This window comes from Corallococcus exercitus (genome assembly GCF_003611585.1).
GTDB lineage: Bacteria > Myxococcota > Myxococcia > Myxococcales > Myxococcaceae > Corallococcus > Corallococcus exercitus.
In genome coordinates this window covers 22,904-45,377 of the sequence record NZ_RAVW01000019.1, presented here as the reverse complement: position 1 = coordinate 45,377, position 22,474 = coordinate 22,904, and the positions used below count along the sequence as shown (strand labels likewise).

Below are 22,474 nucleotides of genomic sequence, written 5' to 3'. Positions count from 1 at the left end.
CCCCAGGGGGCTGGACTCACCCAGGCAGCAACACCCGGCCGAGGGCGAGGGCGAGCTCCAGGATGATCAACGCGACGATCATCACCTCCAGGATGTGCGAGCGGTCGATGTCCACCTCGCCCTTGAGCAGGCCATACGTCTGCGCGAGCAGCTGCTGCTTGCGCGTGACGGAGGCCTGCCACGCGGGGATGCGCAGGCGGCGCACGGCGCCCTCGTAGACCTTGGCCAGGTAGAAGTCGCCAATGATTTTCAGGCTGTTCTCCACCCGCTCCACGAACTCGTTGAGGTCCACGAGCGTGCCCAGCGTCTCGCGCGCGAGGCTGCGGTACGGGCTGCGGAACAGCGTGAGCCAGCCGGGCTTGCGCGCCTGCACCTCGTCGTGGATGCGCGCGATGTGCTGGTCCAACCGCTCGTCGTAGTAGCGGAACTCCAGGAGCTGCGCGTTGGCGATCTCCAGCAGGTCCGGGATGTCGCGCGAACCGGACGGCTCGTAGACGAACGCGCTGTTCCAGTCCACGACGACCAGGTCGTGCGCGGTGTAGCTGAAGCGCACCTGGGTGACGGCCTCGCGCTCGCGCGGCGCCAGCGGCGCGGTGGTGCTCTCCCCCAGCAGGAGCCGCGCGATGTCCGCGCGCTGGAACAGCTCCTCCGCGGAAGGGTTGCCCTGGATGCGCTCGGCGAAGATGACGGTGTAGCTCTCGCTCTGGTCCCAGAGGTGCGGCCCCTGCACGGCGGCGGAGATGGTGCGGCGCACGCCCTCCACCAGCTCCAGGGCCAGGTCCTCCAGCGCCTGGCTGTCATAGAGTTCGTCGGCGACGTTTGTGAGGGTCTCCCAGGTGGTGCCGGGAGCGACGGGGACGCGCAGGATGATGGACGCGGCGCCGTGGTCGAACAGGCGCGCGGTGGCGTCCACGGTGACGGGACCGCCGCGCAGGGCCAGCGGCCTGCGGCCCAGTTCATAGGCCACGGGCGGGTTGGGCAGCTGGATGTACTGGCTGTTCTCACGCGACAGCTTCAAGCGGCGCGAGTCCTCCGACAGCGCCTTGCGCGCGCGCTCCAGGTCGATCTCCTCCGCGATGTCGAACGTGCGGTAGCAGAGGATGTGGGCCTGTTCGAAGAGCAGCGTCACTTCGGCGGGCGCGGACATGGCAGGAGCCTACTCCGCGATGTCCTCCCACAAGACGCGAAGTTCCAGCGCCAAGGCCTCGAATGGCTCCGCGTGGACGGTCTCCGCGTCCTGATGGGTCCCCACCAGGAGGTAGTGGGAGCCCTCCAGCCGGAAGACCTCCAGCGTGTACTGGAGCGGGTCCACCAACCAGACGTGCCTGACCCCTTCGCGGGCGTAGACGGGCAGCTTCCGGAACCGGTCCAGCCGGGACGTGGAGGGGGACAGCACCTCGCACAGCCAATCCGGCGCCATCTGGATGCCTACGACGTCGGGCACCTTGGGCATCCGCTCCCGGCGCCAACCCGCGAGGTCCGGGACCAGGACGTCCTTGCCCAGGTGCAGCTCCGGCTCGAACAGAAAGAGCCACCCTCCAGGTCCCCCACGTCCCCGGCCAAAGGGATTGTTCAGCTCGGTGGCGAGCTGCATTGACGATGAGGCATGCCGTGCCGCCGGCCGGGGGCTCGCGTACAGCTCTCCATCCACGATCTCCCCCACCTGGTTCGGGGGGAGCGCTTCCAGGTCGGCGTAGGTGGGGGGCTTTCGGGTCATCTCTGGGAAAGGGAACCTAGCAGGTAGGGACATGCCCGGACACTCTCATGCCCGTCTGACACGTGTACCCCGGCGGCCGGGAGCCCCGGAAGGCCCCCCGGCCTTGAGACATCCGGATGTTTCACTCAGTCACCGCCGCCCTCGGGCAGCTTGATGCCAATGCCTGCCGGGCCCGGGCCGTCGTCCGGCAGGTTGCCGATGTGGCCGGGCGTGGGAACGGGGCGGTCTCCGGCCTGACGCTTGTTCTTCTGTTCGTCTTCCGGAAGCTGCGGTTCCTTCCGGGGGCTCTCGTGCTCACCCATGGCGGCTCCTTCGCGCGTTGAGAGGGTTTGACCTCTCCCAAGCTAGGGAGCCCGTGGCCCGGCTGGCACCCCGTCCCTGCCGGCCCGCGGAGCATGCGGGGGCACGAGCGGCGCGGGTGTTTCAGGCGCCCCGGGGCTTCGCGGGCGGCGCCAGCGACGTGCGCACGTCCCACAGCTCCGGGAAGAAGCGCAGGTCCAGCGCCTTGCGCAGGAAGCCCACGCCCGACGAGCCGCCCGTGCCCTGCTTGAAGCCGATGATGCGCATCACCGTCATCATGTGCCGGTAGCGCCAGAGCTGGAAGCGCTCCTCCGTGTCCACCAGCTTCTCGCACATCTCATACGCATCCCAGTGCTTCTCCGCGTCCGAGTAGATGCGGCGGAACACCTCCATCACCTGGGCGCTCTTCTCATACGGCTGACGCCAGTCGCGCTCCACATGGCTTCTGGGAACGTCGTGGCCCATGCGCGACAGGTGGCGCAGGAACTCGTCGTAGATGCCCGGCGACTCCAGCAGGCGCTCCAGCTCCGCGTGCACGCCCGGCACGTGCTTGAAGGGCCCCAGCGCGGCGTCGTCCTTGTTGCCCAGCAGGAACTCCACCGCGCGGTACTGGAAGCTCTGGAAGCCGGACGCGTGGCCCAGCGTGTCGCGGAACTCCAGGTACTCGTTGGGCGTCAGCGTCTCCAGCACGCTCCACTGTTCGAAGAGCATCCGCTGGATGTGCGCGACGCGCGCGAAGATCTTGAAGGACGGCTCCAGCCGGTCTGCCTGGATGTAGCGGATGCAGGCGGACAGCTCATGGATGAGCAGCTTCATCCACAGCTCGCTCGTCTGATGCTGGACGATGAACAACAACTCGTCGTGATGGGGAGGCTGGGAACGGGGCACCTGCGCGGACAGAAGGCGGTCCAGCTGCAGGTAATCACCATAGGTCGTCCGGCCCGCGAGGTCCGTGACGATTCCAGGCTCCAGGTCGCGTTTGTTCATGGCCCGGGCACATGCACACCAACCCCCTCGCGGCGCAAGCACATCCTCCGCGCGGTCAATCCAGCCACGCTCTTCCAGACGGAAGAACGGGTCCACCACCTCTGCCCGGGCCGGGGCGACTGTACTGCTTAAGCGTTCTTCTGAGCGGCTTCCGCGAGCGCCTTGGAGGCGGCGCGGCCACGGGGCAGCTTGATGTCCTCCACGCTGTTGGGGTTCGCGTAGTCCGCCCACTCGGAGGGACGGCGGTTGGTCTTCTCCAGCATGCGCAGCTTCTGGTAGTGCGCCGCGCAGTAGCCCTTGGTGCGGCTGGGCTTGCCGCAGCCCTTGATGGCGCACTCACGGGCGCCGCCTTCCGCCGCCGCCGGCTTGCGGCCCCGGCGCTTGCCACCCGCCGCCGCCGCCACCGGCGCGCTCACCGCGGCCCGGCCCGCCGGACGACCCACCGGACGACGGCCGACCTTGCCCGCCGCGGGCGCGTTCGCGCCGAAGAGGGGGCCCACCACCTGGGCCAGGGGGGCCAGCCGCTCGGCCACGCTGCGCAGCGCGTCCAGGTCCGCCGTCCCAGACTCCAGACGAGACACCACGTCACGCAGGGGCTTGAGCTGCACTTCAATCTCGTTGCGAATCATCTCGCGGAACGCCTTGTCAACTGACATTTCGAACAATCCTCGGTTTAAGGGGGGAGCATTGCCTTGGCGTGAACCGGCACGCCGGACTACCAATACCTTCCAGAAAGGCAATTGTCGAAGGAAGCGATAAAAAGTTGTGACGCCACTGCGTATCAGCAGGTGAGAAAGGCCCGGGAAATGGGGCTCGGCGGCGCTTTCAGGCGCTTCTCACGCATCCCAATGCAGGGCTTCCAACAACGCTCCGCGACTGGAGGCAGGGGGGTGCTGCGAGCGTTCCAGCAGTTCCTCGTACGTGAGTGCGAGGTCGTGTCCCAGTTCCCTCAATTCCTCCGCGTCCAGGGATGCGGACAGGCGTGGGAGCACCCCGTGTTCCGTGGCTTGCACATGTGCCACGACCTGGTCTTCCAGGGTGAAGAGGCGCGCCTGCCACTCGACGCCGCGAGGCGTCAGCTCCTGCAATTCCTCCATCAGCTCGCGCAGGGTGAGGTGGTCTTCGGCCTCCTCGCGGGCGCGGGTGCGGCCCTCCACGCGCGTCACGAGCGGCTGGACGCAGCGCTCCTCCAGGCGGGAGTGCAGGCGCAGGAGGCGGGAGAGGCCCTCCTGCTCTTGCGCCAGCTCCTCCTCGTCCGTCTCCGAGGCCAGCCGCTCCAGCAGCGCCTCCATTTCGCGGTGTTGCTGCAGGAGGATGTCGAATGGGCCGACCATGCCCTCAAGCATCGGCACGGCCCCGGAAGCAGACAACCGCACCGGGTCCCCACCGGACCGCCGGAGTGAAAGGCAGCCTGCTGGCGTGCATGCCCCTTCGCGCTGACGGCACCGGTGGAGCCCCTGCCCGCCTGCCTGGTACCAGGGTGCCGGCCCGCGAGGGCGGCTGCATCTTCTGCTCCACCGTGGAAAACCCACTCACCCGTGTCCGACAGACCGTCTTCCGTTTCGCGGAGCGTGGCGCCGCCCTGTCCGCGCGCTACCACCGCGCCCGACTGGTGGGTGCTGAACACCTGCCCAGGCAGGGGCCGCTGCTGCTCGTGGGCAACCACGGTGTCTGGGGATACGAGACGCCGGCCTTCTTCCACCTCGTGCACCAGGCCACGGGGCGCTATCCGCTGGGGCTGGCGGAGCGGGGGTTCTTCAAGATTCCCCTCGTGCGCACGGTGCTGCCGTGGCTGGGCGGCGTGGAGGGGACGCGGGAGAACGCGCTGCGCTCGCTCCAGGAGGGGCAGCTCGTCGTCTGTTATCCAGGCGGCGCGCGGGAGACCTTCAAACGCAGCCAGGGCCGCTACCGCCTGCGGTGGGAGCGCGCGCTGGGCTTCGTGCGGCTGGCCATGCAGGCCGGGGTGCCGGTGGTGCCCTTCGCGGGTTTTGGGGTGGATGACACCTTCTTCTGGCCTCCGGACGAGGACCGCTGGTGTGTGCGTCTGGCCGCGGAGGATAAATACCGCATGCCCCTGGTGATGGGATTGGGTCCCCTGCCGCTGCCCGTCCAGCTGACCTTCGCCGTGGGTGAACCCCATGAACCGCCGCCGTCGGGTGCGTCGGAGTCGCGCGTGCGGGCCTTCCGCGACCGCGTGGCCGCCAGCGTCCGGCGGCTGCTCCTGAGGGCCTGTCATGCTTGACGCCGCCTCTCCCCATACCGCCGCGCCCAAGCCCCGCGTCCCGCCGCTGGTGCCGGACGTGGAAGACATCCAGCAAGGGTATGAGCAGCTGGAGTGCGAGGAGCGCGTCGTCCGGGGCACGCCGGTGCGGCTGTTCACCTTTCCCCAGGGCAACAGGGATGTATCACGCACGGTGGTCTGTCTTCCGGGGCTGGGGGCCAGTGGCCGGTCCTTCGCGCCCATGGAGCCGCTGGCCCAGGCGTGGAACCTCCTGTTGTGGACGCCGCCCCTGAAGACGCCCGCGACGCACACGCCGCTGCAGTGGAACCTGTCGGTGCTCAACCACCCGGAGGCGCGGCTGCCGGAGCGCTTCGCGTTGATGGGGTCTTCCTATGGAAGTCTGGTGTCCATGGCGTATGCGCTGGAGCACCCGGAGCGGGTGAAGGCGCTGGTGCTGGTGTCGCCGGTGGCCAGCGTGCGCAAGGTGCGGCGGCTGGCGTTGACGCTGTCCACGCTGGTGCGCGCGCCCCGGCCGCTGGCGTATGTGTTCGCGCCCACGGTGGCCCGCGTGCTGGGCGGCCGGTGGCTGCCGCCGGAGGGGCGCGCGGAGATCGTCCGCGAGGCCCGGCGCCTGTCGTCGCTGGAGCTGATGCGGCGGCTGCGCGACATCCTGGCCGCGGACTTCCTGCACCGGCTGCGGGAGCTGCGCGTGCCCACGCTCATCATCGAGGGCGGACGCGACCTGCTGGTGCCGCCCGCGGCCGCGCGCGACGTGGCGGCGCACGTGCCGGGCGCCCGGCTGGAGTTCCTGGAGACGGCCAGTCACCTGCCGTACATGAGCCACCCGGAAGCGTTCAACGCGCGCGTGTCCGACTTCCTGTCGCGGCACCCTGACTGAGCAGGCATTATCTCTATCGTCGGGGGAACATCCGTATGACGACCGCCGCCGACCAGCTGTCCCGTTCCGCGCTGTTGTTCCTGTCGCGTCAGCCCAACCTCAAGGACGTGGCCACGCGGCTCAAACCCTTTCGCGAGCTGGCGTCGCGCTTCATCGCGGGGGAGACGCTGGAGGAGGCGGTGGACGCGGTCCGCGCCCTCACGGCGAAGGGACTGTCGGCCAGCTTCGACCACCTCAACGAGGCGGTGCGCTCGCCCCAGGAGACGCGCGACGAGGTGCGGCATTACCTGCGGCTGCTGGCGCGCATCGACCAGGTGGGCGTGAAGGCCAATGTGTCGCTGAAGCTCACGCAGTGCGGCCTGTTGTTCGACCGGAACCTGGCGCTCCAGAACGCTCGGGCGGTGGTGGCGGACGCGGCGGCGCGGGACTCGTTCGTGCGCGTGGACATGGAGGAGAGCGCCGTCACGCAGGTGACCCTGGACATCGTGCGGGACCTGCACTCGGAGTTCGGGGAGACGCACGTGGGGGCGGTGCTCCAGAGCTACCTCAAGCGCACGGAGGCGGACGCGAAGGCCCTGTGCGCCGAGCGCGTCCGGCTCCGGCTGTGCAAGGGCGCCTACCTGGAGGGTCCCGACGTGGCCTTCCCGGACAAGAAGGACGTGGACGCGAACTTCGTGCGCTGCATGCGCATCCTGTTGGACAGCGGCGTGTATCACGGCATCGCCACGCATGATGAGCGGATGATTGACGCCACGCTGGAGTACGCCGCGCGCCAGCATCTGCCCAAGGGCGCCTTTGAATTCCAGATGCTGTATGGCATCCGGCGCGACCTGCAGGAGCGGCTGGCGAAGGAAGGCCATCCGGTGCGTGTCTATGTCCCGTATGGGAAGCACTGGTATCCGTATTTCATGCGACGGCTGGCGGAGCGTCCGGCCAACCTGTGGTTCGTGATGCGCAACCTGATGAAGGGATAGGCCATGAGGGACCCCTACGCCGCCGCGTATGTCGCCGGAGCCGTGGGCACCGGCGCCCTGGGATTGCTGGTCACCGTGCGCAATACCTCGCTGGGCCATCCGCCCCCCTATGCCGCGCGCCACATCGCCCGGCAGGTGCTGAGCCGGCTGTTCCGCCGGAGGATGTCTCGGCGGGAGGCGTCGCGCTGGGCCTTCGCGCTGCGCGCGGGCTATGGCCCCCTGTTGGGGATGGGCTGGGGCCTCGTGCGCAGACGCACGTCGAAGTGGACCCTGCTGCACAGCGGGGTGCTGCTGGGACTGGGCGTGCTCGCGTTCGAGCGTGCGGCCTTCCCCGTCTTCAAGGCGACGGCGCTCGCGAACACCTGGTCGCGCGCGGAGCACGTCTGGCTGTTCGCGCAGACGGCCGTGTTCGGCGTGGTCACCGAGGCGACGATGCGCTGGCTGGTGAAGGAGGAAACGCCCGCGTCCTAGCGGAAGCGCGGGCCCTTCCGTGACGTCAGGACTTGGGGTCCTTGTGGGGCAGGAGGGTCTCCACCACGCCCTTCACGGACTGCTTGATGAAGCCGGCCGCGTCCGGGTCGCCCTTCACGACGGCCGAGGCGAACATCTTCGCCTGCTCCACCGTGATGTGCGGCGGCAGGGGCGGTACGTCCGGGTCCGTGTAGGCCTCGAAGACGACGGGCCGGTCCGAGGCCAGCGCCTCATCCCACGCGGCGGCGAGCCTTTCCGGCCGGTCCACGCGGATGCCCTTGAGGCCCAGGGACTCGGCGTACTTCGCGTAGGGGAAGTCCGGCAGGTCCTGGGACGCGGCGTACTTCGGGTCACCGGCCATCACCCGCTGCTCCCACGTCACCTGGTTCAGGTCCCGGTTGTTGAGCACCAGCACGATGAGGCGCGGGTCCTTCCACTCCTTCCAGTACTTGGAAATGGTGATGAGCTCCGCGTTGCCGTTCATCTGCATGGCGCCGTCCCCCACCACCGCGAGCACCGGGCGGTGCGGGAAGGCGAACTTCGCGCCCAGGGCGTACGGCACGCCGCAGCCCATGGTGGCCAGGTTGCCGGACAGCGAGGCCATCATCCCCTTGCGCACCTTCAGGTCGCGCGCGAACCAGTTGGTCCCGCTGCCCGAGTCCGCCGTGAGGATGACGCCGTCAGGCAGCTTGGGTGACAGCTCCCAGAACACGCGCTGCGGGTTGAGGGGGTTCGCGTCAATCATGGCGCGCGCCTCCAGCACCTTCCACCAGCGCGCCATGCCCTTCTCCACGCCCTCGCGCCAGCTCCGGTCCTCCTTGCGCTTCAGCAGGGGAAGCAGCGCGCGCAGCGTCTCCTTCGCGTCGCCCACCAGCCCCACCTCCATGGGGTAGCGGATGGAGAGCATCCGGCCGTCCAGGTCAATCTGGACGCCGCGGGCCTGTCCCTCCGGCGGCAGGAACTCCGAGTAGGGGAAGCTGGTGCCCACCATCAGCAGCGTGTCGCACTCCTGCATCAGGTCCCAGCTGGGCTTCGTGCCCAGCAGGCCGATGGAGCCCGTCACGAAGGGCAGCGCGTCCGGCAGCACCGCCTTGCCCAGCAGCGCCTTGGCGACACCCGCGCCCAGCAGCTCCGCGACCTCCAGCACTTCATCCGCCGCGTTCATGGCACCCGCGCCCACCAGCATCGCCACCTTCCTGCCGGCGTTGAGGACGTCCGCGGCGCGGCGCAGGTCCGCGTCCTGGGGAATCACTCGCGGGGACGCATAGCCCACGCTGGAGTGCACGGTGCCGTGCTTGCGCGGAGGCGATTCGTAGGGCAGCTCCTGCAAGTCGTTGGGCAACACCAGACACGTCACGGTGCGCTCGCAGCGGGCGATGCGCACGGCCCGGTCCAGCGCGTGGCGGACGGCGGAGGGGTCCGTCACCATGGTGATGTACTCGCTGGCCACGTCCTTGAAGAGGGTGGTGAGGTCCACCTCCTGCTGGTAGTGGCCGCCCAGGGCCGTGCGGGCCTGCTGGCCGACGATGGCCACCACGGGCTGATGGTCCAGCTTCGCGTCGTAGAGGCCGTTGAGCAGGTGGACGGCCCCCGGGCCGGAGGTGGCCATGCACACGCCCACCTCGCCGGTGAACTTCGCGTGCGAGCAGGCAGCGAAGGCGGCCATCTCCTCGTGGCGGACCTGCACGAACTTCATCTCGGAGTTGCGCCCCAGCGCGCCCATCACCCCGTTGATGCCGTCACCCGGGTAGCCGTAGATGCGGCGCACCCCCCACTGGATGAGACGGTAGATGAGATAGTCACTGACAGTGGCGCTCATGCGCGAGGCTCCTGTGAAAGGGGGGGCGGTGAAGGCCCTCGCGCATCAAGCTAGTGACCGGTGCCCCCCTCCAGGCCCCGGAGGCATCCAGGTGCCCGTGCCGCCCGTCCTTGGGCGTGCCTGCGGGCAGACGGACTACTGGCGGCCGGGGGGCTCCGGTTCGCTGGGCTGCCTGCCATGTCCGAGCAACCCCCGCCGGGCTTTGTCATGGGCGAGCTCCGGCCGCCCTTCCGCCAGCCAGGCGATGGCATGGGCGGAGCTGGGGATGGTGAGCATCAGGAACGCGGCGACGAGCAGCCCCCGGAGGAGGAGCCAGCCGTCCCCGGTCGCCAGCGTGGCGCCGATGATGACCATCACTCCACCGAAGGGCACGGCGCCCGCCGCGTGCACGCGCGTGAGCACCGAGGGCAGGCGGTACATGCCGATGACGGCGCAGGTGATGAAGAGCAGGCCCAGCGCCACCAGGGCGTCGGCCACCCATTGATGGAGGGCGGCCATCATCGGGAGTCCTCCTCGTCGTGGAAGGCGCGGCCGTGGTGCAGGTAGCGGGCGCCGGCCACGGTCTGCACATAGGAGAGCAGGGCCAGCACCAGGGCCGCGTCCAGGTAGCCGGCCTCGCCGCGCGTGGCGCCGTACAGGCCCAGCACCGCGCAGATGACCAGGCCCAGGGTGTCCACGGACATGAGCATGTCCGCCGGGGAGCGCTGGCGCGAGGCCAGCACCACCAGCGCGCCCAGCAGGCCCACCATCCACACGATGGCCAGGGTGAAGAAGGTCTCGTGCATCCGGCCCCCTAGGGGAACACCGCGCGCTGGTAGCGCTGATAGAAGTCGTCCTGCTGCCGGAGCAGCTGCTCCGGATCCGATGCGTCCAGCGCGTGCATGCGCATCACGCGCTTCTCCCAGTCCAGCTCCAGCAGCACCGTGCCCGGGGACAGGGACATGACCCACGAGGACACCTGCACGCCGCGCGCGGTGCGCTCGCCCATGGGGACGTCCACCACGCCCGCGCGATTCGTCAGGTCGCGGTGGCCGAAGATGACCGTGAGCACCTGGAAGCAGCTCTTCGCCACCAGCACGGCCAGGGCCCAGCCGAAGCGCGGCAGGTGCAGCGTGCGCCGCCAGTGCTCGCGCGGACTCAGGACCGGCGGCAGGCCCGCCATGGGGAACAGGCGCATCACGCCCAGGGCCAGCACCGCGCCCAGCGCGAGGTCCACCGGGTGGAAGCTGCCCACCATCAGCGCGTACAAGAGCGCCAGGGACAACACGTGCGCGACGGAGCGGCGGCTCATGGCAGCGTCCCCAGGCCCTGGATGGCGTCGCGCCCCGCTCGCAGCAGCGGCTCCGGCCAGAGGCCCACGACGATGAGCGCCAGGGACAGCGCGTAGACCACCGCTCCCGTGCCCCGGTGCAGGGCCGCGCCCTCCCGCAGCCACTTCTCGCGCTGGTAGGCGCGGAAGAGGGCCAGGAGCGACAGGGCGCTCGCCAGCACCACCAGCCCCGCGAGCGGCGTGTGTCCCTGCTCCAGCGCCGCTCGCAAGAGCCAGGCCTTGGACCAGAAGCCCGCCGTGGGCGGCACTCCCGCCGTGCTGAAGGCCGCCACCGAGTAGGCCCTCCGCGCCCGCTCGCCGCCCCGGTCCTGCGCCAGGAACAGCGCGGTCTTGTCCACCGACCCCGCCAGCGCCAGCGCCACCGCCGCGCACAGGCCCTCGCGGCCATTCAACCCCAGCGCCGCGATGATGAGCCCCGCCTGAGAGATGGACGCGTACGCCAGCACCTCGCGTGTGTCCCGCCGGGAGAGCGCCAGCACGGAGCCGTAGAGGATGCTCGCCGCGCCCAATATCTCCAGGAGCGGCCGGGCCTGCGCCAGCACCTGCGGCATCACGTCCACGCCGAAGCGCAGCAGCCCATAGCTGCCGATGTTCGCCAGCGCCCCCGCGAGCAGCGCCGCCACCGTGGGGCCCGCGTCCCGGTACACCGCCGGCGCCCAGAAGTGGAACGGGAAGAACCCCAGCTTCACTCCGAACGCGCAGAGCAGCAGCGTGCCCGGCACCACCAGCGCGAAGGGCGGCCCCGCCTGTCCCCACGCGATGATGGACAGCATGTCCAGCGTGCCGGTGGTCAGGTACAGCATCACCACCGCCGTGAGGAACAGCGTGGACCCCATCAGGTTCACCACCACGAAGGTGAACGCGGCGCGCAGGTTCCGGGGCTTCTCCCCGTACGACGCCAGCGCGAACGCGGACGTCATCGCCAGCTCGAAGAAGACGTAGAAGTTGAACGCGTCCGACGTGAAGAACACTCCCGTGAGCCCCGCGCCCAGGAAGACCACCAGCGCGGGGAAGCTGCGCGACGTGATGCCTCCGGCCACGTGCTCGTACACGAGCGTGCCCAGCAGCACCGCCGTGGACACCAGCGCGAACACGATGGACAGCTGATCCGCTCGCAGCCGGATGCCCACCCCCACCGGCCAGTCCCCCGTGATGAACTGGGGGGCCTGCGCGCTCCAGGCCTGGGGCAACAGCCACGCCGTGCACAGCAGGGTCCCCGCGAGCCCCACGATGGCCAGCCACGCCACCCACGCGCGGCGCCCGTCCAGGAACGCCAGCACCGCGCCCAGCACCCACGGCAGGAGCAGCGGTCCCCAGAGCGGCATCAGTGCCCCTCCTCCTTCTCCACGGCGTGCACGCGCTTCAACTCCGCCTCCACCAGCCGGTCCGTGCGCAGGGAGCCGTGCGCCCGCTGCGTGCGGTGCACCAGCGTGAGCAGCAGCGCGGACACCGCGAAGCCGATGACGATGGCCGTGAGCGCCAGCGACTGGAGCACCGGATCCGTCACCGGCCAGCCCTGCCGCACGCTCAGCGCCTCGCCCCGCTCCGGGAAGGAGCCCGCGACGATGAGCAGGACGCTGGAGTTGGTGATGAGCACCGTGCCGCACGCCACGCGCACCAGCTCGCGCTCCAGCACCATGCGCACGCCGCAGGCGAACAACAGGCCCACCACCAGGGACGCGATGAGGATCATGGCCCGGACTCCTCTTCCGTTCCCGTGCGCAGGGCGAAGCGGTCGATGACGGTGACCACCAGCCCGAAGACGATGAGCATCAGCCCTCCCTCGAAGATGAGCGCGGTGTGCAGGTGCAGCCCGCCCGCGCCCAGCTCCGGCTGTCCCGGGCGGGGAAAGAGGCTCATGGGCGCGTAGCCCGCGAGCACCGGCATGAACGCCGTGCCCACCACGAGCAGCAGCCCCACGCCCGCCAGCGGCGCCGCGTACCGCACCGCCACGTAGCGCCGGGCCTGGTCACGGCCCACCGTCACGTATTGCAACAGCACCGCGAGCCCCGCGAACGCCCCGGCCGGGAAGCCGCCGCCCACCGACGCGCCACCCTTCAGCCAGAGCGCGAGCGCGATGATCAACGACGGCCACAGCAGGAGGCGCGACAGGGGCGGGACGAAGGAACGCATGGCTTCTTCAGCGCCTCCCCTTCTTCAGGCCCAGGAGGCTGGTGACGCCCAGCAGCGCCGCCACCACGACGCTCATCTCCCCCACCGTGTCCAGGCCCCGGAAGTCCGTGAGCACCGCGGCGACGACGTTGGGCGAGTGCGCGATCTCCGCCAGCTCCACCGTGCGCGTGCCCACGCGGTCGGCATGGAGATGGGACAGGGCGCTCCAGCTCAGGAGGAAGGCGCTCGCGCCGGCGACTCCGGCGGCCAGCCTGTCGCGTCCGCGCGGCTTCTGGGCCTCCTCCTGTGCGCGCCGCAGCCTGTCTTCCGGAAGCAGGGCCAGCAGGCCCGCGAAGAGCAGCGTGAAGGTGGTCTCCACCAGCACGGAGGTGAGGGCCACGTCGGGCGCGGCGGCGAAGGCGAACACCATGGCCAGGCTGAAGCCCACGCAGGAGATGAGCAGCACCAGCCGCAGGTGGCCCTTCGCGCGCAGCGTGGCCAGCGCGGCGGCGGACGCGAAGGCGAGCGCCATCACCAGCGTCACGTCCGCCCAGCCCACCGGGCCCACCTTGAAGCGGTCGCGCAGCGGCGTCACGCCCAGCACCGCCAGGCCCAGGAGGCCCGTGGGCACCAGCACGGACGCCACCCGGTCGCGCAGGTCGCGCACCTCCTTCTCGTGCAGCCACGTGGACAGCCGGTCCAGCTGGTGCAGCAGCAGGCGGTAGCCGCGCTCGGCGCCCACGCGGGACGCGGCCTCCAGCACGCGGGAGAGCGCGGGCGTCCATGCGTGGCGCGTGGCGAAGAGCAGCGCGCCCAGGACCCAGGCCCCCACGGCGAGCAGGTTCTCCGGGCGCGCATCGAAGTGGTACGCGAGCTCCAGCGTGGAGGGCTCGCCTCGCATCGCCTCCGCCGCGGCGCGGGCGGGCTCGACGAGGAGCCCCGGCACCAGACCGCCCAGCAGGATGAGCCCCGCGAGCACGACCACGGGCGCCACGAGCAGCCGGGGCGCGGCGGGCACGTCCTGGCGCGGTCCTCCGAAGAGGCCCCACCACAGGCGCAGCGTGTACGCGAGCGTCATGCCCGCGCCCACGAGCCCGGCCGCCATGAACGCGGGGCCCTTCGGGACGAGCGCGGCGAAGAAGACCTCGTCCTTGAAGAAGCCCTCGGTGAGGGGCACCGCGGAGAGCCCCGCCGCCGCGATGGCACTGGCGCCCGCGAGCACGGGGAGCGAATGGCGCAGGCCGCTGACTTCGGACAGCTTCTTCTTTCCGGTGACCTGGGTGATGGCGCCCACGGTGAGGAACAGGGCGGCCTTGCACGGGGCGTGGGCCGCCACGTAGAGCGGCGCGCCCTCGGAGCCCAGCGCCACCAGCACAAGCGCGTAGCCGTACTGCGCGATGGTGGAGTACGCGAGCACGCGCTTGAACGGATCCGCTACCAGGGCCATCAGGCTGCCCATCCCCATGGACAGGAAACCGATGGCGAGCAGGCCGTCGCGCACCTCCGTGGCCGGGGCGAACAGTGGGTAGAGGCGCTGGAGGAGGAAGACGCCCGCGGCGACCATCGCCGCCGAGTGCAGGTATGACGACACGGGCGTGGGCGCGGCCATGGCGCGCGGGAGCCAGAAGTGGAACGGCACCTGCGCGCTCTTGCCCAGCGCGCCCACGGCCAGGCACACCAGCGCGCCGGTGGACGCGGGGTCGTGCGCGGCGCGCTCGATGACGAGCGGCAGGGAGAAGGTGCCGTACTGGAGGCCCAGCGTCATGGCGCCCGCGAAGAAGACGACGGAGGTGGCGCCGGTGAGCACCAGGGACAGGAGCGCGGCGGCGCGCGACTCGGGGTCCTCGCGGTCGAAGCCGATGAGCAGGTACGAGATGATGGTGGTGAGGTCCAGCGCGACGAAGAGCAGCAGCAGGTCATCCACGGTGACGAGCAGCACCATGGCGGCCATGAACGCGAGGATGAGTCCCTGGAAGCGCACCTCGTCGCGCGCGGGCCGGCCCTCCTCCGCCAGGTGGTGCGGCATGTACGCGCGCGAGTACAGGACGACGAGCGCGCCCACGCCGAGCGCCAGCGCGGCATAGAGGCCGGACAGGCCGTCGCGCGTGAACTCCAGCGACAGGCCCCAGGTGGGGGCCCAGGGAAGCACGAGGCGCGAGGGCCCCTGCGTCGTCCATTCATGGACCAGCGCCCCCAGCGCGACAAGGGCTCCCAACGCGCCCGTCCAGGCCGCGGCTCCAGTGCGCCACCGGCCCGCGACGTACGCGAGCGGCGCGCACGCCAGGGCCAGGAGGATGGGCAGGAGGATGGGCATGGGCGAAGGGGCCCACGTTAGGAGTGGCCCGCCGACGCAGGCACACAACCGTCAGCCGCTCGTACGGAGCGTCACCCCCAGGTCACTCGTGGAGCAGACGCCGTGCGCTGGTGGACAGCACGGTGGCCTTCGCGGCTCAGGCCAGCAGCTTCTCCAGCACGGTGAAGAGCCGCTCGCAGTGGGGCGCCCGGTCACGGACGCGGGCCGGGTCCACCTTCCCCAACAGGTCCGAGCAGTGATGAATCTTGTGGTACTCGCCCTTCTGCGTCGCCTTCGTCGCGTTCACCAGCGCAGGTTCGAGCGCCGCCTTCGGAATTGTCTCCACGTTGGTTGCCTTGGGCAAACGGCCCACCGCGAAGTTCCTGCCGTAGTACTGCTGTAGCGTACCCGGGTCGGCCATGAGCCATGCCTCGACGGTCTGGACCATCAGCTGGCAGGAATCGTCAGTGGCGCCCTTTGGACGCGGCCACGGGTCCCGCGTCGCGAGGTGGGCCCACGGCATCTTGTTCACAGGCCCCTCTGAATCCACGAGCAAGATGTTGAATGCGGATGGATAGTCCTTGAGCGCCTGCTTGAATCCCTTGAACGCGGCATCACGCGGCCCACACATGACGAAGGTCCATCGGATGTTGCGGCTCCGGCCTCGCTCAACAAGCTCGCCGAAGAACTTGCCGAACCCGATCCGAAGCCGCTCCTTGCCGTACCGGGTATCTCCTCCGCCCTCAATGTAGAGCCGGATCTCCTTCACCAACGATTTCCCCCTAACTCACCCATCCTCCATACCTCACCCAACCCATACTTCTTCAGCCACTCCGAAAGCTTCGCCTTCTCCAAGCGACGCAGTGTCGTCCCGTTTTCATCCCTTTCGCAGACAACGACGGCCTCCGGGACCTCCGACAGGGCCGAGATCAGCGTCTCCGAATGCGTCGTGACGATGAGTTGTGTGCGGGTGCTCGCCTCCACCAGCAAGCGTCCGACCTCGGGAAGGACGTCCGGGTGCAGCCCGAGTTCCGGCTCCTCGATGCAGACCAGTGGCGGAGGCGTGGGGTGGCAGAGGATCGTCAGCAGGCAGAGGTACCGCAAGGTGCCATCGGACAAGCGTGTTGCCGGCACGGAGGTGTTCAGGCCTTCCTCCTGAAAGTACACCTGCGCGGTCCCTCCTGAAATGCGGACCGAGTAGTCCCTCACGCGTGCGTAGAGAAGCTTCAGGTTCTCCAGCAGTAGCTGCTTCATGCCCCTGGCTTCCAGGTCACTGAGGACGAGGCACAAGTTGCTCGCATCCTCCAGCAAGAAGTCCCCCGGCAGATCCACCCGTTGAGGAAGCCGTGGGGGCGTGTACCGTCCCATGTTCCATTCACGGTGCAGCGAGAAGCGGCCCAGTAACGAATTCACGTAGGTCAGCTCCGGATACACGTCCGCATCTCGTCTCTGCGAGAGGATGGACTGAACCGAGCTCACTGCCTCCCGCTGCAAAACCCTGCGTTGGCGCCCTGTCGCGGATCCTGGCTGGGCCTCGACCTTCAAGCGGGCGTTGATGGCGGGCTTTCCAGACTGGTACCGATAGAAGAAATAGGGTTGGGTCAACTTCTTCTGCGGACGCTCGTTCTCAATGACCTCGTCAACCAGTTCCAAGTGCTGGCCTGCGGCCGTGAATGCCAACTGGTAGCGCAGGGGCATGACGCCCTCCGGGTAGTCCAGAACGACTTCCAGACTCGCAGTGGGAGGACCGGATTCCTTTCCTCCCTTCCACAACCATTCCGAGATGCCCCCGCCCTCACGAATCGGCGCCAGCAAGTTGCCGGGGGTCGCCCGAAGCAGGCCCAGCGCCTCGATGAGGTTGGACTTTCCGGACGCATTCGGACCAATCAGGACGTTGAGCGGCCGAAGAGGGAAGGCTTCGGAGTCAGGCCCGAACGAAAGGAGGTTCCGGAGGCGGATGCTACGCAGCATTCCGGCACTCTACCCGGGACCGGACGGCACCGGACTCATTCAGCGCCCGTCCCGTCTTCTCGACTACAGCGTGTCCAGCAGCTCCCGGCACTCGCGCCGCCAGTGGAGCGCGGTGGCGGGGACCTGTTGCACGCGCACGGAGCCGTCCGCGGGCTCTCGTGACAAGAGGCGCACCTCTTCCGGACGCACGTGCTCCAGCAGGTCCGGCGAGTGCGTGGCCAGCACCACCTGCACTGGCTGGCCTCCCGTGGACTCGCCTCGCGTCATGGCGCGCAGCAGCTCCAGCACCTCGCGCACCAGGCCCGGGTGCAGGGCGCGCTCCGGCTCGTCCAGCGTGAGCAGCTCCGGCAACGGCCGCTGGTAGGGCAGCACCAGGAACGCGAGCAGCCACAGCACTCCGTCGGAAACGTGCTCGGGGCCGAACCACACCTCCGGGCTCCAGCGGTCCCGGAAGCGCAGCCGGAAGGAGCGGTCCTCCAGGTCGCGCGACACGTCCACGTCCGACAGCGACGGCACGCGCTTCGCCAGCTCCTGCGAGATGACGTCGCGCGTGGACATGGGCAGCGCCGCGAAGACGCTCGCGAGGTTGCCGCCCTTGCGCTCCAGCCACGTCGCCTTCGCGGACGAGCCCCCCGCGCGCAGCGCCTCCATGCTCAGCGCCAGCTGCTGCGTGGAGTGGCCCTGCCCGGGCAGCGTGTCCATCACGCTGAACGGATACTCCACGCGCGTGCGGTCGCCGTGCGCGTACGTCCACTCGATGCGCAGCGGACGCGACTCATCCCGCCGCCAGAAGTCCGAAGGCTCGTACGCGAGCTGGTGCTGGAGCCCCTCCAGCAGGGAGGTCTTCCCCGAGGCCGAGGGCCCCACCAGGACGGTCATTGGCTCCAGGGCGAGCTGCACGCGAAGCAGGCACCGGAAGTGCTCGAAGCGGACGGAGGCAATCACGCCCGGGAGCCTAGCGGTCTCCCCCCAGGGGCCGTCCATGGCTCCGGTCGGACCCATGCTCCGCGTGAAGGTCCTTCAGACCCTCCAGGAGACCAGGCCCCCCGCCATCAACACGCCACCCACCACCAGTGCCGCGGCCAGGCGCGGCCGGGCAGCGGCTGCCTCCGGCACGTCCTCGCCCCGCCGCAGCGCCTTTTGTAGCACCTGCGCCAGGTGCAGCGGCTTGCGGCCCGTGGCCTGGCGGATCTGCTCCCGGCAGCTGAACCCGTCCGCGATGAGCAGCGTGTCGCCGGACGCCTCGCGCACCTTCGGGAGGATGACCCTTTCGCCGCAGGCCTGCGACACGTCGTATTTGTCGCGCTCGTAGCCGAACGCGCCCGCCATGCCGCAGCAGCCCGAGTCCGGCTTCTCCCAGTCCAGCCCCGTGCGGTCCAGCCACTTCTCCTCGTCGTGGAACTTCATCACCGCCTGGTGGTGGCAGTGCCCCTGCACCAGCGCCTTTCCCTCCAGCTTCGGGACCTCGAAGTCCGGCGCCCGCTTCTGCAACAGCTCGCTCAACACATACGTCTGCGCCGCCAGCCGCTTCGCGTCCTCGTCGTGCGGCAGGAGGTTCAGCAGCTCGTCGCGGAAGACCGCCGCGCAGCTGGGCTCCAGCAGCACGAACGGCGTGCCCGCGCGGATCTCCTCGCGGAAGCGCGTCAGCGTGTGCCGCAACAGCGCCTTCGCCGTGTCCAGCATGCCGTAGTCGTAGAGCGGCCGGCCGCAGCACACGAAGCCCTGGGGCACGCGCACCTCGAAGCCCGCCGCCTCCAGCACCTCCAGCGCCGCGCTGGCCGTGTCCGCATGGAAGAAGTTGTTGAAGGTGTCCGGGAAGAGCACCACCGGGCCTCGCGTCCCCTTCCGCGCCCGCCTGCCGCGCACGCGCCGCTGGAAGGGCGTCGCGTCGAGGCGGGGAACCTCCCGCGCCGGGTGCACGCCCGCGGCCGCCTTCGCCAACGTCCGCAGCCCCGGCGCGTGCGTGACGAAGTTCGCCAGCCACGGCACCCGACCACCCACGCGCGCCCAGAACATCACCAGGCCAAAGGCATACGCGTGCCGGGGACGCAGCCGGCCCCGGTAGTGGTGGCTGAGGAACTCCGCCTTGTACGTGGCCATGTCCACGTTCACCGGGCAGTCGGACTTGCAGCCCTTGCACGCCAGGCACAGGTCCAGCGCCTCCTTCACGGGGCGGCTCCTCCAGCCGTCCCGCACCACGTCGCCCCGCAGCATCTCGAAGAGCAGGTGCGCGCGGCCTCGCGTGGAGTGCTTCTCCTCGCGGGTCACCATGTAGCTGGGGCACATGGTGCCGCCGTCGGTGCGCCGGCACTTGCCCACGCCCACGCAGCGCGTGGTGGCGCGCGAGAAGCTGCCCCGGTCCTCCGGGAACTGGAAGTGCGTGCGCGGCTCGGCGGGGGCGTAGCGCGTGCCCAGGCGCAGGTTCTCGTCCAGGCGGTACGGGTCCACCACCTTGTGGGGGTTCATCCCGCCGTCCGGGTCCCACAGCCGCTTGAACTCCCCGAAGGCGCGCACCAGCGGGTCGCCGAACATCTTCGGCAGCAGCTCCGCGCGGGACTGGCCGTCGCCGTGCTCGCCGGACAGCGAGCCGCCCTGGCGCACCACCAGGTCCGCCGCCTCCTCCACGAAGCGGCGGTAGCGGGCGATGCCCTCGCGCGTGCGCAGCTCGAAGCTGATGCGGCAGTGCAGGCAGCCCTGCCCGAAGTGGCCGTAGAGCGACGCCTGGTAGCCGAAGCGGTCCAGCAGCGCGCGGAAGTCACGCATGTACTGGCCCATGCGCTCCGGCGGCACCGCCGAGTCCTCCCAGCCGGGCCACGCGTCCGGCTCGCCCGGGATGAAGGCCGTGGCGCCCAGGCCGGACTCGCGCACCTCCCAGACCAGATGCTCCTGCGCCGGGTCGTCGAAGAGGCTCATCGACGGCGCGTGCCCTCTTGCCTTCAGCCGGTCCATCAGCGCGTGCGCCTTCGCGTCCGACTCCGCCTTGGAGTCGCCGCCGAACTCCACCAGCAGCCAGCCCTCGCCCTCCGGCAGGAGCGGCAGGTCCTCGGCGTGCAGGTGCTTGCGCTTCATCCCGTCGATGAGCTTCGCGTCCAGCCCCTCCAGGCCGATGGGCCCCGCCTCCACCACCTCCGGGACGTCGTCCGCGGCGAGGAATACGTCCGGGTAGCCCAGCACCAGCAGCGAGCGGGCCTTCGGCTCCGGCACCAGGTTCAGCGTGGCCTCCAGCACCGTGACGCAGGTGCCCTCCGTGCCCACCAGGGCGCGCGCGACGTGGAAGCCGTTCTCCGGGAGCAGCTCGTCCAGGTTGAAGCCGGACACGCGGCGGGGGATGCGCGGGAACCTGGCGCGGATGAGGTCCGCGTAGCGGTCGCGCAGCGCCTTCATGCCGCGGTAGAGCTCGCCCACGCGGCCGGGCTCGCGCATCAGACGCTGGAGCTCGTCATCGGACGTGCGGCCCACGCGCAGGCGCACGCCGTCGTAGGTGAGCACGTCCAGGGACTCGGTGTTGTCCGCCACGCGGCCGGCCATCTGCGCGTGCACGCCGCAGGAGTTGTTGCCCAGCATCCCGCCCAGCGTGCAGCGGTTGTGCGTGGCGGGGTCCGGGCCGAAGGTGAGGCCGTGGCGCTTCACGGCCTCCGTGCGGAGCACGTCCAGCACCGTGCCCGGCTGCACGCGGGCGAGCCGCCGCTCGGGGTCCAGGTGCAGCACGCGGTCCAGGTGCCGGGAGAAGTCCAGCACCACCGCCACGTTGCACGTCTGGCCCGCGAGCGCCGTGCCGCCGCCCCGGGACGTCAGGGGCGCGCCGTACTTCCGGCACAGGCGCCCCGCTTCCACCACGTCCTCCACCGAGCGCGGGCACACCACGCCCAGCGGCACCTGCCGGTAGTTGGACGCGTCCGTGGCGTACAGCGCGCGCTCGCCCGCGTCGAAGTGCACGTCGCCGCGCAACCGGCGGCGCAGCTCGCGCTCCAGGCCCGCGACGTCCACGGCGGCCCGCTCACGTGAGGTGGCGGCACGGGGGCGGCGCACGTGGCGCAAGGTGTCCAGGAAGGTCGTTGTCATGCGGAGGTCCCCACGGCGAAGCGGGCGGCATCCGCCCGTTTGAGCTCCAGCCCGAGTCCGGGCCGGGACAGGTCAGGCGCCAGCGCCCCGTGCACGGGCTGCGGGACGCCGTCGAAGAGCATCCGCTCCAGCCGCGCGTGGTCATGGAAGTACTCCACGTGCACCAGCCGCCGGGCGGCGCAGGCCACGTGCAGGTGCAGGGCCGGGGCGCAGTGCGCGGACAGGGGGACGTGGAAGGCGTCCGCCAGCGCGTCCGCCTGGAGGAAGCCGGTGAAGCCCAGGCAGCGCGAGGCGTCCGCCTGGAGTACGTCCACCGCGCCCGCCTCCAGCATGCGGCGGAAATACGAGGCGCTGTCGCCGTACTCGCCCGCGGCGACGTCCAGGCCGGCGGGCCCGCCGTCGCGCACACGGCGCAGGCCGGTCAGGTCGTCGCTGGAGACGGGCTCCTCGAACCAGGACACGCCGGCCTCCCGGAAGTCCCGCGCCAACGCCAGCGCCTGCTTCACGGTGTACGCGCCGTTGGCGTCCACGAAGAGGGCGGGCCCGGGGCCCAGGGCCTCGCGCGCGCGGCGCACGCGGGCGGGGTCGGCGTCCGCATGGGTGCCGACCTTCATCTTCACGCGAGGAATGCCCGCGTCCGCCCAGCCCGTGAGCTGCGTCTGGAGCTGCCGGTCCGTGTAGCTGGTGAAGCCGCCGCTGCCATAGAGGGGCGCGGCGGGGCGGGACTGGCCGAACAGCCGGGCGAGCGGAACGCCCAGCAGCTTCGCCTTCAGGTCCCAGAGCGCGGTGTCCACGGCGGACAGCGCCCGGGCCGCGAGCCCGCCGGAGCCCATGTTGCGCACCCGGCGCAGCAGGGACGCCATCCGCGCCGGGAGGTCCCAGGCGTCCTCGCCCACGAGCAACGGGACGAGCGCATCGCGGATCAGCGCCGCGCCGGCCGCGGCCGCGTAGGTGTAGCCCAGCCCGCGCTGCCCGCCGGCCATGGGCTCCACGAGCAGCAGCGTGGTGGACGTCCAGGCGAAGGTACCGTCGGACTCCGGCTGGTCCGTGGGCACGGTGTACGCGGACACCTCGACCCGCTCGATGGGCGCGGCGCTGTCACGGCGGGTGGACGAGGGCATCGTGCTCCTTGGGTTCGCGGGGGGGCGCGCCGACGGCTTCACGGTGAAGCTAGGCGCTGGGTGCGGGATGGCAGCGCGGCGGCGCGCCTCGCAGGCATGCTGTCCGGGACGTCCACCGGGCGCTCCATGAGCCCAGGCGCCCAGGACCTGACGCCTCGGCGGGGGCCCGCGACACGCCCGTGGCTCCCGCTCGAGGAC

General features: G+C 70.3%; 23 protein-coding genes. 4 read left to right on the top strand and 19 right to left on the bottom strand.

Features of this window, described 5'->3' with window-relative positions; genetic code table 11:
* Positions 1-16: 16 nt before the first annotated feature.
* The 6 genes from D7W79_RS04335 to D7W79_RS04315 form a co-directional block, all read right to left on the bottom strand.
* The gene (locus tag D7W79_RS04335) at positions 17-1,147 is read right to left on the bottom strand and encodes a hypothetical protein (RefSeq protein ID WP_120524056.1); all 1,131 of its coding nucleotides are present in this window, start codon (positions 1,145-1,147) and stop codon (positions 17-19) included.
* A 9-nt stretch (positions 1,148-1,156) separates the two neighbouring features.
* Positions 1,157-1,717 carry a Uma2 family endonuclease gene (locus tag D7W79_RS04330; protein ID WP_120524055.1) on the bottom strand — a complete coding sequence of 187 codons (561 nt, stop codon included), beginning with the start codon at positions 1,715-1,717 and terminating at the stop codon, positions 1,157-1,159.
* A gap of 125 nt (positions 1,718-1,842) precedes the next feature.
* Positions 1,843-2,019: a hypothetical protein gene (locus D7W79_RS43520; protein WP_158616884.1), complete on the bottom strand. Its 177-nt coding sequence runs from the start codon at positions 2,017-2,019 to the stop codon at positions 1,843-1,845.
* A 121-nt stretch (positions 2,020-2,140) separates the two neighbouring features.
* On the bottom strand, positions 2,141-3,004 hold the full coding sequence (locus D7W79_RS04325; protein WP_120524054.1) for a tryptophan 2,3-dioxygenase: 864 nt from the start codon (positions 3,002-3,004) through the stop codon (positions 2,141-2,143).
* Positions 3,005-3,132: 128 nt separating this feature from the next.
* Positions 3,133-3,660, bottom strand: a complete 528-nt coding sequence (locus tag D7W79_RS04320; RefSeq protein ID WP_120524053.1) for a cell wall protein — start codon at positions 3,658-3,660, stop codon at positions 3,133-3,135.
* Positions 3,661-3,840: 180 nt separating this feature from the next.
* On the bottom strand, positions 3,841-4,350 hold the full coding sequence (locus D7W79_RS04315; RefSeq protein WP_120524052.1) for a hemerythrin domain-containing protein: 510 nt from the start codon (positions 4,348-4,350) through the stop codon (positions 3,841-3,843).
* A gap of 77 nt (positions 4,351-4,427) precedes the next feature.
* On the opposite strand from D7W79_RS04315, the gene D7W79_RS04310 reads away from it, so the two are divergent.
* Genes D7W79_RS04310 through D7W79_RS04295 form a run of 4 tightly spaced genes read left to right on the top strand, consistent with a single transcriptional unit; the run spans position 4,428 to position 7,568 of the window.
* The gene (locus D7W79_RS04310; RefSeq protein ID WP_244221588.1) at positions 4,428-5,246 is read left to right on the top strand and encodes a lysophospholipid acyltransferase family protein; all 819 of its coding nucleotides are present in this window, start codon (positions 4,428-4,430) and stop codon (positions 5,244-5,246) included.
* Complete coding sequence (locus tag D7W79_RS04305; protein ID WP_120524051.1) at positions 5,239-6,123, top strand: alpha/beta fold hydrolase; 885 nt, start codon at positions 5,239-5,241, stop codon at positions 6,121-6,123. Before D7W79_RS04310 ends, D7W79_RS04305 begins: the two co-directional genes overlap by 8 nt.
* A gap of 35 nt (positions 6,124-6,158) precedes the next feature.
* Positions 6,159-7,097, top strand: a complete 939-nt coding sequence (locus tag D7W79_RS04300) for a proline dehydrogenase family protein (RefSeq protein WP_120524050.1) — start codon at positions 6,159-6,161, stop codon at positions 7,095-7,097.
* Between the two features lie 3 nt (positions 7,098-7,100).
* The gene (locus tag D7W79_RS04295) at positions 7,101-7,568 is read left to right on the top strand and encodes a hypothetical protein (protein WP_120524049.1); all 468 of its coding nucleotides are present in this window, start codon (positions 7,101-7,103) and stop codon (positions 7,566-7,568) included.
* Between the two features lie 25 nt (positions 7,569-7,593).
* On the opposite strand, the gene D7W79_RS04290 is transcribed toward D7W79_RS04295, so the two are convergent.
* The 13 genes from D7W79_RS04290 to D7W79_RS04230 all read right to left on the bottom strand — a co-directional run bounded on the left by D7W79_RS04290 (position 7,594) and on the right by D7W79_RS04230 (position 22,276).
* Positions 7,594-9,387 carry a thiamine pyrophosphate-requiring protein gene (locus D7W79_RS04290; protein ID WP_120524048.1) on the bottom strand — a complete coding sequence of 598 codons (1,794 nt, stop codon included), beginning with the start codon at positions 9,385-9,387 and terminating at the stop codon, positions 7,594-7,596.
* 135 nt (positions 9,388-9,522) lie between these two features.
* Entirely contained in the window at positions 9,523-9,888 is a 366-nt protein-coding gene (locus D7W79_RS04285; RefSeq protein ID WP_120524047.1) for a cation:proton antiporter, read from the bottom strand.
* Positions 9,885-10,172 carry an MrpF/PhaF family protein gene (locus D7W79_RS04280; protein ID WP_120524046.1) on the bottom strand — a complete coding sequence of 96 codons (288 nt, stop codon included), beginning with the start codon at positions 10,170-10,172 and terminating at the stop codon, positions 9,885-9,887. The genes D7W79_RS04285 and D7W79_RS04280 overlap by 4 nt, the downstream gene beginning before the upstream one ends.
* A gap of 8 nt (positions 10,173-10,180) precedes the next feature.
* Positions 10,181-10,678, bottom strand: a complete 498-nt coding sequence (locus D7W79_RS04275) for a Na+/H+ antiporter subunit E (RefSeq protein WP_120524045.1) — start codon at positions 10,676-10,678, stop codon at positions 10,181-10,183.
* A complete protein-coding gene (locus D7W79_RS04270) occupies positions 10,675-12,042 on the bottom strand; it encodes a complex I subunit 5 family protein (protein ID WP_120524044.1) in 1,368 nt (455 codons plus the stop codon). The genes D7W79_RS04275 and D7W79_RS04270 overlap by 4 nt, the downstream gene beginning before the upstream one ends.
* Entirely contained in the window at positions 12,042-12,410 is a 369-nt protein-coding gene (locus D7W79_RS04265; protein WP_120524043.1) for a sodium:proton antiporter, read from the bottom strand. Before D7W79_RS04265 ends, D7W79_RS04270 begins: the two co-directional genes overlap by 1 nt.
* On the bottom strand, positions 12,407-12,850 hold the full coding sequence (locus D7W79_RS04260) for an MnhB domain-containing protein (RefSeq protein ID WP_120524042.1): 444 nt from the start codon (positions 12,848-12,850) through the stop codon (positions 12,407-12,409). The genes D7W79_RS04265 and D7W79_RS04260 overlap by 4 nt, the downstream gene beginning before the upstream one ends.
* A 7-nt stretch (positions 12,851-12,857) precedes the next feature.
* Positions 12,858-15,143: a hydrogen gas-evolving membrane-bound hydrogenase subunit E gene (gene mbhE, locus D7W79_RS04255; RefSeq protein WP_120524041.1), complete on the bottom strand. Its 2,286-nt coding sequence runs from the start codon at positions 15,141-15,143 to the stop codon at positions 12,858-12,860.
* A gap of 136 nt (positions 15,144-15,279) precedes the next feature.
* Entirely contained in the window at positions 15,280-15,891 is a 612-nt protein-coding gene (locus D7W79_RS04250; protein WP_244221589.1) for a DUF4276 family protein, read from the bottom strand.
* Complete coding sequence (locus D7W79_RS04245) at positions 15,888-17,093, bottom strand: AAA family ATPase (protein ID WP_120524039.1); 1,206 nt, start codon at positions 17,091-17,093, stop codon at positions 15,888-15,890. The genes D7W79_RS04250 and D7W79_RS04245 overlap by 4 nt, the downstream gene beginning before the upstream one ends.
* Before the next feature lie 63 nt (positions 17,094-17,156).
* Positions 17,157-18,038 (bottom strand): AAA family ATPase, encoded by an 882-nt coding sequence (locus D7W79_RS04240; RefSeq protein WP_120524038.1) that lies wholly within the window; start codon positions 18,036-18,038, stop codon positions 17,157-17,159.
* 75 nt (positions 18,039-18,113) lie between these two features.
* On the bottom strand, positions 18,114-21,155 hold the full coding sequence (locus D7W79_RS04235; RefSeq protein WP_120524037.1) for an FAD-binding and (Fe-S)-binding domain-containing protein: 3,042 nt from the start codon (positions 21,153-21,155) through the stop codon (positions 18,114-18,116).
* Positions 21,152-22,276 carry an enolase C-terminal domain-like protein gene (locus D7W79_RS04230; RefSeq protein ID WP_120524036.1) on the bottom strand — a complete coding sequence of 375 codons (1,125 nt, stop codon included), beginning with the start codon at positions 22,274-22,276 and terminating at the stop codon, positions 21,152-21,154. Before D7W79_RS04230 ends, D7W79_RS04235 begins: the two co-directional genes overlap by 4 nt.
* Positions 22,277-22,474 lie beyond the last annotated feature (198 nt).

Bases quoted from the DNA above. Each gene is read 5' to 3' on its own strand.
- D7W79_RS43520 (WP_158616884.1), bottom strand. From the start codon at position 2,019: ATGGGTGAGCACGAGAGCCCCCGGAAGGAACCGCAGCTTCCGGAAGAC.
- mbhE (WP_120524041.1), bottom strand. From the start codon at position 15,143: ATGCCCATCCTCCTGCCCATCCTCCTGGCCCTGGCGTGCGCGCCGCTC.
- D7W79_RS04245 (WP_120524039.1), bottom strand. From the start codon at position 17,093: ATGCTGCGTAGCATCCGCCTCCGGAACCTCCTTTCGTTCGGGCCTGAC.
- D7W79_RS04330 (WP_120524055.1), bottom strand. From the start codon at position 1,717: ATGACCCGAAAGCCCCCCACCTACGCCGACCTGGAAGCGCTCCCCCCG.
- D7W79_RS04310 (WP_244221588.1), top strand. From the start codon at position 4,428: ATGCCCCTTCGCGCTGACGGCACCGGTGGAGCCCCTGCCCGCCTGCCT.
- D7W79_RS04270 (WP_120524044.1), bottom strand. From the start codon at position 12,042: ATGCCGCTCTGGGGACCGCTGCTCCTGCCGTGGGTGCTGGGCGCGGTG.
- D7W79_RS04295 (WP_120524049.1), top strand. From the start codon at position 7,101: ATGAGGGACCCCTACGCCGCCGCGTATGTCGCCGGAGCCGTGGGCACC.
- D7W79_RS04315 (WP_120524052.1), bottom strand. From the start codon at position 4,350: ATGCTTGAGGGCATGGTCGGCCCATTCGACATCCTCCTGCAGCAACAC.
- D7W79_RS04265 (WP_120524043.1), bottom strand. From the start codon at position 12,410: ATGATCCTCATCGCGTCCCTGGTGGTGGGCCTGTTGTTCGCCTGCGGC.
- D7W79_RS04280 (WP_120524046.1), bottom strand. From the start codon at position 10,172: ATGCACGAGACCTTCTTCACCCTGGCCATCGTGTGGATGGTGGGCCTG.
- D7W79_RS04285 (WP_120524047.1), bottom strand. From the start codon at position 9,888: ATGATGGCCGCCCTCCATCAATGGGTGGCCGACGCCCTGGTGGCGCTG.
- D7W79_RS04335 (WP_120524056.1), bottom strand. From the start codon at position 1,147: ATGTCCGCGCCCGCCGAAGTGACGCTGCTCTTCGAACAGGCCCACATC.
- D7W79_RS04235 (WP_120524037.1), bottom strand. From the start codon at position 21,155: ATGACAACGACCTTCCTGGACACCTTGCGCCACGTGCGCCGCCCCCGT.
- D7W79_RS04260 (WP_120524042.1), bottom strand. From the start codon at position 12,850: ATGCGTTCCTTCGTCCCGCCCCTGTCGCGCCTCCTGCTGTGGCCGTCG.
- D7W79_RS04230 (WP_120524036.1), bottom strand. From the start codon at position 22,276: ATGCCCTCGTCCACCCGCCGTGACAGCGCCGCGCCCATCGAGCGGGTC.
- D7W79_RS04325 (WP_120524054.1), bottom strand. From the start codon at position 3,004: ATGAACAAACGCGACCTGGAGCCTGGAATCGTCACGGACCTCGCGGGC.
- D7W79_RS04300 (WP_120524050.1), top strand. From the start codon at position 6,159: ATGACGACCGCCGCCGACCAGCTGTCCCGTTCCGCGCTGTTGTTCCTG.
- D7W79_RS04290 (WP_120524048.1), bottom strand. From the start codon at position 9,387: ATGAGCGCCACTGTCAGTGACTATCTCATCTACCGTCTCATCCAGTGG.
- D7W79_RS04320 (WP_120524053.1), bottom strand. From the start codon at position 3,660: ATGTCAGTTGACAAGGCGTTCCGCGAGATGATTCGCAACGAGATTGAA.
- D7W79_RS04305 (WP_120524051.1), top strand. From the start codon at position 5,239: ATGCTTGACGCCGCCTCTCCCCATACCGCCGCGCCCAAGCCCCGCGTC.
- D7W79_RS04275 (WP_120524045.1), bottom strand. From the start codon at position 10,678: ATGAGCCGCCGCTCCGTCGCGCACGTGTTGTCCCTGGCGCTCTTGTAC.